Annotated in this window: 6 protein-coding genes; all 6 read left to right on the top strand. The window is 63.1% G+C overall.

Annotated features, from left to right (window positions below; translation table 11 throughout):
- The coding region (locus RMN95_RS10800) for a protein kinase domain-containing protein (protein WP_309616923.1) at positions 1–1,306 on the top strand (1,306 nt) is incomplete at its 5' end.
- Positions 1,303–2,046 carry a hypothetical protein gene (locus RMN95_RS10795; RefSeq protein ID WP_309616922.1) on the top strand — a complete coding sequence of 248 codons (744 nt, stop codon included), beginning with the start codon at positions 1,303–1,305 and terminating at the stop codon, positions 2,044–2,046. The genes RMN95_RS10800 and RMN95_RS10795, both read left to right, overlap by 4 nt.
- A gap of 99 nt (positions 2,047–2,145) precedes the next feature.
- Entirely contained in the window at positions 2,146–7,698 is a 5,553-nt protein-coding gene (locus tag RMN95_RS10790) for an Ig-like domain-containing protein (protein WP_309616921.1), read from the top strand.
- Between the two features lie 54 nt (positions 7,699–7,752).
- Entirely contained in the window at positions 7,753–8,721 is a 969-nt protein-coding gene (locus RMN95_RS10785) for a MoxR family ATPase (protein WP_309616920.1), read from the top strand.
- A 14-nt stretch (positions 8,722–8,735) separates the two neighbouring features.
- Complete coding sequence (locus RMN95_RS10780; protein ID WP_309616919.1) at positions 8,736–10,025, top strand: DUF58 domain-containing protein; 1,290 nt, start codon at positions 8,736–8,738, stop codon at positions 10,023–10,025.
- On the top strand, positions 10,022–11,409 hold a 1,388-nt coding region (locus tag RMN95_RS10775; RefSeq protein ID WP_397545281.1), incomplete at its 3' end, for a DUF3488 domain-containing protein. The genes RMN95_RS10780 and RMN95_RS10775, both read left to right, overlap by 4 nt.

Below are 11,409 nucleotides of genomic sequence, written 5' to 3'. Positions count from 1 at the left end.
CCTTCGCACGGGGGTGCGCCTGTCGAGCGCGGTTGCCACGGCCCATGCGGCGGGCATTCTGCATCGAGACATCAAACCGGCAAACGTGCTCAGCAACGACTATGGCTGGCCCGCTCTCACCGACTTCGGCATCTCGTCGGCGCTCGAGGAGGAGCTGCCGCTGCATACGACGACCATCACTGCGGGGCTGACCGACACGGGAACACAGGGTGGCACCGGCCAGTCGGTCGGCATGAGTGTGCCCTGGTCCCCACCCGAGATGTTCGGAGACGACCCGCAGCCCGATGTTCGCAGCGACGTGTTTTCGCTGGCCGCCACGATCTACACGATCCTCGCGGGCCAAACCCCGTTCGAGGTGCGTGGCCGCTCCAATGGCACTCTCGACCTCATCGGCCGCATCGAGCGTGGGGCGATCACGCCAATGGATCGCAATGACATTCCGCGGTCGCTGCTGGCGGTGCTCAATAAGGGGATGGCGAGTGACCGCGCGGATCGCTTTGCGACGGCCGTTGACTTTGCAAGGGCGCTGCAACGGGTCGAGCTGGAACTCGGTTATGCGCCCACCACCATCGATGTGCCGAACCTGCTAGTCGCCGCTCCTGTGCGCGCTGACGAGGGTGACGACAACGAGACCAGAGTTCGAAGCGTTTCGACCATTGAGGCGCAGCCGGTCGTAGTGGCACCGAAGATCCAGAACAGCATGCCGGCCGCAGAAGCCGAGGCAACGATGCTGCGCGGTGCAAAAAAGGTAGTCGCGCAGCCGCAGCAGCATGCCGCATCACCACTGCTGAAGGCTGAACTTGTCGACGAGACCGTGGTGCGCCGACGAGAGCCGATCGGGATGCCTCCCGCAGCGGCGATCGAGGCGGCCAAACCGCAGCCACTCTCGCGCAGGGGAAACCTGACCGGGTGGGTTATCGGTGGCGTGGCACTGGTGGTCGTGCTCGGTGTTGCTGCCGGTGTCATGTTCGGGGGCGCCACCACGACCGGCGGGGTCGACCCGACCTCGACTGTAACCGCCCCACCCGTGGTAATCGAGAGCATCCCAACACCGCAGCTCGCCGCCCTGCCGATCGCCGACGGGTCTACGGTCACCTTCACTTTTACCAACCCAGACCCGAAGGAGGGTGACGTCTTCTTCTGGCAGATCAGCAATCGCACCGCTGACGAGCCGGTGCAGAAGGCTGAGGGCAACTCTGTTGTCATTGCGGACTACGCCCCGGGCTCAACGGTGTGTGTCACGGTCAGTATTTCGCGCGCAGGAAAGCTCTCGGCAAACCCCTACGAGTCGTGCTACCCCGCATGAGTTCCCCCACACAGGTCGGCCCGCTCAAGATCGAGTTCTGCGGCGAATGGTACGAGGTTGCCCACCCGAACGACTTCCATATCGGGCGCGAATCCGACCTGGTCATCGACGACAACCCCTACCTGCACCGCCGGTTCCTGCGGATCTATGAGGACTTCGGCATGTGGTGGCTGGCGAATGTCGGCACCCTGTTATCTGCCACAGTGACGGATGCCACGGGCCAGGTGCAGGCCTGGCTCGCGCCGGGCGCGCGACTGCCCATCGTGTTCCCGCAAATGCAGGTGCTCTTCAGTGCGGGCTCCACGACCTACGAGTTCACCGTCTTCTCGCCGGAGGACTACTTCAACACCTCGGCGGCGAACGCCGGAGGTGGCGGTGAGACCACGATGGCGCCGGTAGCCCTGACGACGACCCAGCGGCTGCTTATCGTTGCGCTGGCTGAGCAGATGCTCAGGCAGGATTCGCCCGGTCGCGGCCAAATTCCAACCTCGGCTGAGGCTGCGGCTCGGCTGCACTGGTCGATGACGACCTTCAACCGCAAGCTCGACAATGTGTGTGACAAGCTCGACAAAATCGGGGTGCGGGGCCTGCGCGGAGGCAAGGGGAACCTGGCCACCAACCGGCGCCTGCGCCTGGTCGAATATGCGGTGGCGACCCACCTGGTTGGCACAGAAGATCTCTTCTTGCTGGAGCGCAATGATCGTGAGAACTCGACCGCCGCCACCCCCGAAGATGGGTAGCGCTGCCCATCGTTGTGGTTGTGGCGCCGTGTTAGATTTATCGACGAATCCCCACCATCGGGCTAGTGGGGTCGGGGTCGATCAACGCGGGAGTGGTGTGTGAGCGCGCTGACGAGGTGGGTCAAAGCTCGTAAGTCGACGGCCTCTGCACTCGTGATTGCGCTAGTCGTGGGGGTTCCGCTGACGATCGCCGCGCTTCATCCTGGGTTCCCGATTTCTGATGTGAAGCTCACCTCTCGAGATGTGTGGGTGACCAATGGCGAGCAGCTTCTCGGTGGCAGGCTCAATCGCCAGATCGACGAATTGAACGGGTCGGTTGTCGCATCCAGCGCGAACTTCGATGTAATGCAGGATGGCGACGCGTTGTTCATGCATGATCCGGATGCCGGCCGGGTCGAGTCGGTGAACCCCGCGTCGACCGAGGTCACCTCCGCCATCGATGTGCCCGTCGGGGCTGAGGTCGCCTACGGCGGCAGCGTGATCGCCATACTGGGGGCCGATGGAAAGCTGTGGGGCATCCCCTCGGTAGGGGACCTGCAGTTCAACTATGTGTCGAGCCGGCCGATTGCGAACCTCGGCGAGGGCGCTCATGTTACGGTGACCCGTGAGGGACAGATCGTCGCGGTGTCGCCCGAGAAGAAGAAGCTATATCGCGTCGCGAGTCTGGCGGAAGCGCCGACCATGAAGGATTTTCCTGCTCTGGGGGAGTTTCAGCTCGCCGCTATCGGTGAGACGGTCGTGGCGTTCGACCAGTCAACGAACGAGATCGTGACCGAGAGCGGCCAGACGTACGGCATCGGCGACGCCACCGGGTTGAAGTTGCAGCAGACCGGGCCCGAGTCATCGTTCGCCGTAGTCGCCACTGCTGATGCGCTGGTGCGGGTCGACCTGGGCTCAGGCAGCGCGGAGACGGTGAGCGCCGGTTTTGATAGCACCAGCACGGAGTTGGCCGGTGTGGCGACCCCGGTCAATCAGGATGGCTGCGCCCATGGTGCGTGGGGGGCTGAGCAGAAGTACCTGCTCGCCTGCGAGGGGCAGAAGTCCGCCCCGCAGGATATCGCGGAGCCCACCCAGGCGGGAGTGCTCCAGTTCCGGGTGAATCGCACGATCATCGCGCTGAATGACCTGACGAACGGCAATGTGTGGTTGCCGAGTGAGAACATGCGCCTCGTCGATAACTGGGATGACGTGACGCCGCCGGTGGAGGAGGAGTCTGAGGAGGTCGGCGAGGAAAAGTCGTCGATCCAATCATTCGAAGACACCCTTGCTGAGCGCACCGACACCAACAGGGCTCCCACGGCGAAGGACGATGAGTTCGGAGTGCGTCCTGGCCGTACAACCATTTTCTCAATACTCGATAACGACTCAGACCCTGATGGTGACGTGCTGGTCATCTCGGCGTTCGACGCGATCGGTGAGTCCACTGGTCGCCTGGATCCGATCGATGGCAACCGGGCGCTGCAATTCACTCCGATGGAGGGGTTTATCGGCTCCATCTCCTTTAACTACACGGTGGATGATGGCCGTGGCGGCACCGCCTCGGCCAGTGTCACGGCGCGGGTGGTGCCAACGGAAGCCAACCAGCCTCCGTATTCGGTGCGCCTCCCGGGGGTGGCGGTGGAGGCAAACCAGACGATCACCTACAACGTGCTCTCGGATTGGCGTGACCCCGACGGCTACGACCTGTACCTGATCGGCGCGAGCCCAAAGTCGGCGGACCTAGTCAGATTCACCCCCGATGGTTTCATCACTTTCACCCACCAAACCTCTGAACTGGGCCAAAAGGACGTGCAGTTCCAGGTCAGCGACGGCAGCGGCACCCCCGTGGCGGGCACTCTCACGGTCACAGTAGAACCGACAGGAACACTGAACCCGGTGGGCACCCCAGACTTCGCCAGCGCCTTCGCCAACGAGACCATGGTCATCGAACCGCTGGGCAACGACCTGTCACCGTCGGGCGCGCAACTGGCTCTGATGGGGATGGATGAGCCCACCGGCGGAGCGGTGGCCTCCTTCAACTCCGACCGTGGGCAGGTCACTTTCTCGTCGTCGAATGCTGGCGTTTTCTACATGAAATACTCGCTGCAGGCCGGGGCGAACACCAGCGTAGGCATCATCCGCATCGACGTTAAAGACAAGCCCGCCGATGAGAGCAGGCCGCCGGTAGCGGTAAAGGACACTGCTTACCTGCGTGGCAATGAGCCGGTTTCCGTATCAGTTCTGTCGAATGATGTGAGCCCGACGGGCAAAATTTTGGCGGTGCAGTCGGTGAGTGTGCCGCCGGAGGTGCTGGCGAAAGGGCTTGTTGTGGAGTTGTTGGAATCTACGCTGGTGCGCATCACTTCACCTGCCGCCCTGACGGAGCAGGTGAACTTCACGTATACGATCTCGGATGGTGTCTCCAGTGCGACAGCCGGGGTGACGGTAGTGCCAGTGCCCGCGCTGACGAAGCACCAGCCGCCGATCGCCGCCAATGATGCAGCGACCGTCCGTGCGAGCGACGTCATCACGCTCGACGTTCTCACCAACGACACGCATCCGGATGCCTCGACAATGTTCCTCGACACCGCCCTGATCACCGCGCCCGCGGATGGCATCGCTTTCGTGGCAAAGAACAGGCTGCGCTTCCAGGCACCCGCCATCCCGGGCGAGTACAGAGTCGACTATCGCGTGCTCGACTCCTTCGGCGAGACCGCGGCGGCCACGGCGATCTTCACCGTCACGCCACTGGACGAGGAAGCCAACCGCGATCCAGTCCCTGATCCGCTGGTCGGCCGGGTGCTCGCGGGCGGCTCGATCCGCATCGATGTGCCATTGAACGGGGTCGATCCTGACGGCGACTCCACCCAGCTCCTCAACTTCCCGCGCAACCCCACGCTCGGATCTCTGAAAGAGGTCGGCAACGATTTCTTCATCTACGAGTCGTCGGAGGCCGCGGTCGGCACCGACGAGTTCAGCTACCGCGTCTACGACGCGTTCGGGGCTACCGGCGAGGCGACCGTCAAGATCGCCGTCATCCCAAAGCCCTCTGAGTTGCAACCACCTAACGCAGCACCCGACAGCGTCTCGGTCAGACCCGGCCGCATCGCCCAGGTCGACCTGATGGCCAACGACTCAGACCCGCAGGGCTCGCCCATCAAGGTATCGAAAGAACTCATCGATGTGCCCGCAGGTATCGATGCCGAGGTCGTCGGGCGCCAGTACCTCGTGATCACTGCCCCCAAGACTGAGCAGTCATTCTCGCTGCGGTATGAGCTGACTAACAACCGTGGCGGCAAGACCATGAGTTACGTGCTGGTGACGGTGACCCCGGATGCGCCGCTGCTGCCCCCGTCAGCCGATGATGTTCCCATCCTCACCAAAGACATCGCGGGCAAGAAGAACATCACCGTGAACATCTTCGACGGCTATGCCTTCAATCCCTCGGGCAAAACTAAAGACCTCGTCGTGTCGCTCGACGGCCCGAACGCTGCCGCCGCGACTCTGCTGGAGCGCAACGGACAGATTGAAATTACCCCGGGCCCGACACGGCAGGCCATTGCCTACCGGGTCACAAACGAAAGGGACGAGCTGAGTGCCATGGCGTTCATCCTCGTGCCTGCCGCCGTCGACAAGAACTTCGATGAGCCACCTATGCTCGACCCCAACCTTCCCGCCCAGTATGTGAGCATGAACGAGTCTCGCCAGTGGAAGCTTTCTGACATCATCGTGGCGCCGTCGGGCCGTGACGTGCACATCTACGATAAAAGCTCCGTCAGTTCGATCCGCAGCAACGGAGATTCCAGCTTCGTCGACGATCGCACCGTCGCGTTTACGCCCGCGCTGGGCTATCGCGGGCCGGCATCCGTCACCTTCACCGTCTCCGACGGAGATTCGAAGAACGACCCCAAGGGGTTGGCCTCGACGGTGACGTTGCCGATCGTTGTGGGGGATCCGGAATTCCGGGATACGCCTCCCGAGTTCACCACCCCGAGCGTCCAGGTTGAGCTCGGCGAGAAGACGACGATCGATCTGAGAGAGTCGACAGCGCACCAAAACCCACAGATCCTGCAACAGGTCACCTACTCGGGTGTCTCCCCATCGGATTCAGCGTTGAACGCCGAACTGAGTGGCTCGCGGTTGACGTTGAGCGTGCCCCGCGATTCACCCAAGGGCGCCACCTTCACGGTCGACGTGACGCTGCGCTGGGACAGGTTCACAGTTCCCGGCACCATTAGGGTCACCGTGGTCGGCTCGACCCGGCCGCTGGCTGTCGCGGTGGCTGACGCCTACGAAACCAAGCGGCCCGTCGGCACATTCGTGATGGATCCACTGACCAACGACTCCAACCCCTACCAGACCACCGGCGAACCATTGAAACTCGTGGATGCGAAGATCACCAACGCCGAAAACGTCGGCACCATCACCTTCACCGGCACGCAGATCAGGGTGACTCCGAACTCGACACCGCCCTATATGGTCATCGAAGTCGCATACACCATTCAGGATGCGACGAAAGACAAAGATCGCCTGGTCAAGGGCCTCATCCAATTCACGGTGACCGACGTACCCGCCCAGGTGCTTAAGCCCGCTATCGCAGCGGCGATCGGTGACGACAGGGCTGCGACCATCACATTCCAGGCGCCCGGCACGAATGGGAAAGAGATCAGCTCGTACGATGTGCGCACCGTTCAGACTGGCGGCATCACCGCGGGATGTGCGGCAGGAGCACCGTGCACGATCGCCGGGCTCAGCAACGGAACTCCCTATACCTTCGACGTTCGCGCCTCCAATGAAAACGGAAATGGCAGCTGGTCGAATCCCAGTGACCAAGTGACGCCATATGGAACGCCGGTCGCCCCCGTGCCCACGGTCGCGGCTCCCTCGACTGGGGCTGGTGCGTGGGCACCATCAGGAGTGGTGAACGCATCCTGGCCAGCGGTCGGTTCCACGGGTGGAACGACCACCTATTTCTGGACTTTCAGCAACGGCTACGCCGGATCCACGACCGGAACGACCGCTTCGACCCAGGCGAATCTGCCTGCCGGTAGCTACACCATCAGTGTTTTCGCGACAAACAGCGGCGCAAAGTCAGGGCCACCAGGGGGCTCAAACAGCGCACAGATCAACAACCAAACCACGCCGCCGCAGGTAGGCACACCGACCGCCACCGTCAATGACGGCACCGCGCCGGATGGTGCGATCACCTGGAGCTGGCCGGCTGTAGGGGGCGGCCCGGCAATAACAGACAACCTGATGTACGAGGTCACCTACAACGGCAACGTCCAGCAACGACAAAGCAGTACGAATTTTTCGCGAAGCGGGCTCGCCGAGGGTAGCTACGGCATCGCGGTTCGTGCGATCAACAACGCTGGTGGAGGGGCCTCCAGCGGGACATCCAACGCGAGCGTGGGCCCACAGCCGCCCCCGGACTCGAACGTATCGATTGTCGTCAACGGCGCGTGCATCCTCAACGACTACAACTTCTACAACTACATCGATACCTGTTCCGGTTACTACAACAGTGGACAGCGAATACTGGCACTGTGCAGGGGTGTGCGGAACGGTGTGTGGTGGTTCTTCGGACCGTTCAATCCTGATGGAGGTGCTGGATATGTGAAAGCCAGTGACACGGACACCCCGTACCGCAACATCGGGCTATGCAGTGGCTAGGGTGCCAGCGGCAGGTCGAATATTGCAAGATCCCCGATCACAGAAAGAAGAACAGTGCCAGTAACTCAGGAGCAGGCCACCTGGTTCGCCGACGCCTTCCAGAAACTCATCGCCAACGTAGACAAGGCGATCCTCGGAAAAGACCACGTGATCCGCCTGGTGCTGACCGCGCTCATCTCCGACGGGCACGTGCTGCTCGAGGACTTTCCCGGCACAGGTAAAACGGTGCTGGCCAAAGCGCTGGCGAACACGCTCGATGGCTCGACCAGCCGCATCCAGTTCACACCCGACCTGCTGCCCTCAGACGTGACCGGTGTCCAGATTTACGACCAGGGCAAGGGCAAATTCGAGTTTCATCCTGGGCCGATCTTCGCCTCGATCGTGCTGGCCGACGAGATCAATCGCGCCAGCCCCAAGACTCAGAGCGCGCTGCTTGAAGTCATGGAGGAGGGTGTCGTCACCATCGACGGCGAAGGCCACTCCGTCGGCGCGCCGTTCATGGTGATTGCCTCCCAGAACCCGATCGAGCAGGCCGGAACATACAAGCTTCCCGAGGCCCAGCTCGATCGCTTCCTGATCAAGACGAGTCTCGGCTACCCGGACGGCAAGACGGCGGTCGCGCTGTTGATGGATCCGGCGAACCGTGCACGGGCCTCCCTCGTCTCACCGATCATCAAGCCCGAGTCGATCATCGCGATGGCGGCCCTCGCGGCTGAGGTGTTCGTCGACGAATCGGTCATGCAATATCTCAGCAACATCGTGGATGCGACGCGCAAGAACCGCGACGTCACTCTCGGTGTGAGCATGCGTGGCGCCATGGCCCTATCTCGCGCGATCAAGACCTGGGCGATCACCCAGGGTCGCACCTACGCAACGCCGGATGATGTTCGCGACCTGGCCAGCGCCGTGCTGGCCCACCGCCTCGTGCTCGACGCCGAATCAGAGTTTGCCGGAGTGAAGGCCGGCGACATCATCGACCGCATCCTCGTCGACATCGAGCCGCCCGCGTATCGCGCGGCCTAGATACCGACCCACAGATGACGACCCTCGCCGAGCGCCTCGACCGCCTGCCTGCGACTCTCGCGGCAGCGGGCGGCAGGATTCGGCGCGCCCTGCGAGTGGTGTGGGCCGTGACCTCTCCCGTTGTGAGAGCTATCTGGCGCGTCGTGACGCCGGTGGTCGCTGTGATCACGCCAACGGGCTGGCTTGTGCTGCTGGTCGCCGCCATCTCGCTCGGCCTGAGTTTCGCGTTCGGTTGGCAGGAGTTCACCTACCTCGGTACCCTCATGCTGGCTGCGTTTCTCGTCTGCTGCCTCTTTCTCTACGGCCGCGCATCCTATGGCGTCATCATCGAGCTGAACCCTCGACGCGTAGTCGTGGGGGATCGCGCCATGGGGCGCATTCTGGTCACAAACACGGGGCCGAAGAACCTGCAGCCGACCCGGATGGAACTTCCCGTGGGTGTCGGTATTGCCGAGTTCCAGCTGCCGGCGATGACACCGAAACAGGAGGTGGAGAAGCTGTTCGCCGTTCCCACCAATAAGCGCGCGGTGATCGTGGCGGGCCCCGCCGAATCCGTGCGCGGCGACCAGATCGGCCTGCTGCGCCGGGCGCTGAAATGGGCTGACGCGGTCGACCTGTTCGTGCATCCTAAGACGATTCGCCTGGCGCCCTCCGCCGCAGGTCTCGTGCGCGACCTTGAGGGCCAGGTGTCGAAGAAGATCACCAATAACGACATCGCCTTCCACGCGCTCAGGCCATATGTGCCGGGCGATGACCGTCGCTACGTGCACTGGCGCACCTCCGCCCGCATCGGGCAGCTCATGGTTCGCCAGTTCGAAGAGACGCGCCGCTCGCAGGTGACCATGATCCACAGCACCAGACGTGACCTGTACGCCTCTGACGAAGAGTTCGAACTGGCCATCTCGGTGACAGCCTCGATCGCAGCCCAGATCATTCGCGACGGCACCCAAATGAACGTGGTCAGCGAGAGTGGCATGTGGAAGACCCAGACGGTCGTCTCCATGCTGGATGCCTCGTGCCGCATCGAACCGGTTGGCGCACTGTTCCCCAGCATCCGCGAGTTCGCGCGCGAGCGCACCAAGCGCCTCGCCAACCCGAGTGTGGTCATCATCGTCGGTGGTTCCAAGATGACCACGGCTGATTTCCGCAGCGTGCAGTCGCTCTTCGGTTCAGACACTAGCCAGGTCGCGTTCCATGTCAACCACGGCGCGCATCCGAAGCTCGGCGCTGTGGCCGGCCTCACCGTTATCACTGTCGGCGACCTGCACGACCTGCCAAGCCTCGTCAGGGGCCTGAGCTCGTGACAAAGGCGACGCTCGACCCTGCCACTCGGCGGCCGTCTGGTGTGGGCATCCGGAAGCTGGCGGGTCGCACCTGGGCCGACATCGCCGTGCTGCTGGTTCTCACCTCACTCGGCGTCATCGGGTTCGAGCCCTCGTTCGGTGGTTATGGATTCCTGCTCGCCGCCATCGGTGGGCTTGTGCTGGGAGCGGCCACCGGCATCCTGACCCCACTTTTTCGGCTCGGGGTCATCACCACCGTGCTTGCCGCGGTCGTGGCCTACTTCCTGGTTGGTACCCCACTGGCCGTGCCCGGCCAGGCTACCTTGGTGATCTTACCCAGCCTCCAGTCCCTGGCGAGCCTGGCGCAGGGCACCGTCTTCGGCTGGGCCGACATCGTCACACTCTCGACGCCGATCGGAGCGCCGCAGTACATCGCCGTCGTTCCCTACTTCTCCACCTGGGTTGTCGCGCTGGTCTCGACCCTGCTCGCGGCGCGCTGGCTCGCGGGACGACCACGCACCGCCTGGCGATTCGGCGTCACGCTGATCGCACCGATCGTGCTGTACGTCACGGGCATCCTGATCGGGACCGGCGAGCCGTACCAGTCCGGCATTCGCGGGATCGGGTTTGGGGTGCTTGCCATTATTTGGCTGGGCTGGCGCCGACAGGGCAACTCGGTCGCGCAGGCAGGCTCGACGATGCTGCGCAACCGCAAGATCGCGGGTACCGCGGTGATCGTCGCCGGCTCTGTGCTGTTGGGCGGCGCGGCGGGGTTCTGGGCGGCTCCGCCGAACGACCAGCGATTCGTGCTGCGGGACGAGATCACGCCGCCGTTCGATCCGCTCGACTACCCGAGCCCACTGTCGGGTTTTCGGCACTACACGAAGCAGGTCACCGACGAGTTGTTGTTCACCGTGCGGGGCCTGCAGGTGGGAGATACGATCAGGCTCGCTACGCTCGACACCTTCACCGGCAAGCTCTGGAACGTGACCGGTCCAGAGTCGACGGCGAGTGGGTCGGGCTCGTTCGAACTGATGGGTCGACAGTTGCCGAAGCCCACCTTCGTGACTCCGGTCGAGCGTGACAACATCACCTTCACTATCGAGAACTACGACGATGTCTGGATTCCGAGTGTCGGTTACGCTACCGATCTTCGGTTCACGGGCGGCGATGCCACGGTTAAGAGTGACACCCTGCGTTATAACGCCTCCACGGGAACGGGCGTGCTGACCAGCGGACTACGCAAGGGCGACACGTACACGTTGGACGCCGAAGCGCAGAAGGTGATTGCCGCCGAAGAGCTGGCAGATGCGAAGATCGCTGCCGTCGACCTGCCGTCCGTTGACGGTTCACCAGATATCGTGACGGTGCGTGCTGGGGAGTATGCGGGCGCGGCTACCGCCCC

The organism is Salinibacterium sp. (assembly GCF_031364185.1).
GTDB lineage: Bacteria > Actinomycetota > Actinomycetes > Actinomycetales > Microbacteriaceae > Rhodoglobus.
The sequence above is the reverse complement of the archived record's forward strand: the minus strand, read 5'-3'. Positions and strand labels throughout refer to the sequence as shown.

Excerpts from the sequence above, each read along its gene's own strand:
- RMN95_RS10780 (WP_309616919.1), top strand. The coding sequence starts at position 8,736 with ATGACGACCCTCGCCGAGCGCCTCGACCGCCTGCCTGCGACTCTCGCG.
- RMN95_RS10795 (WP_309616922.1), top strand. The coding sequence starts at position 1,303 with ATGAGTTCCCCCACACAGGTCGGCCCGCTCAAGATCGAGTTCTGCGGC.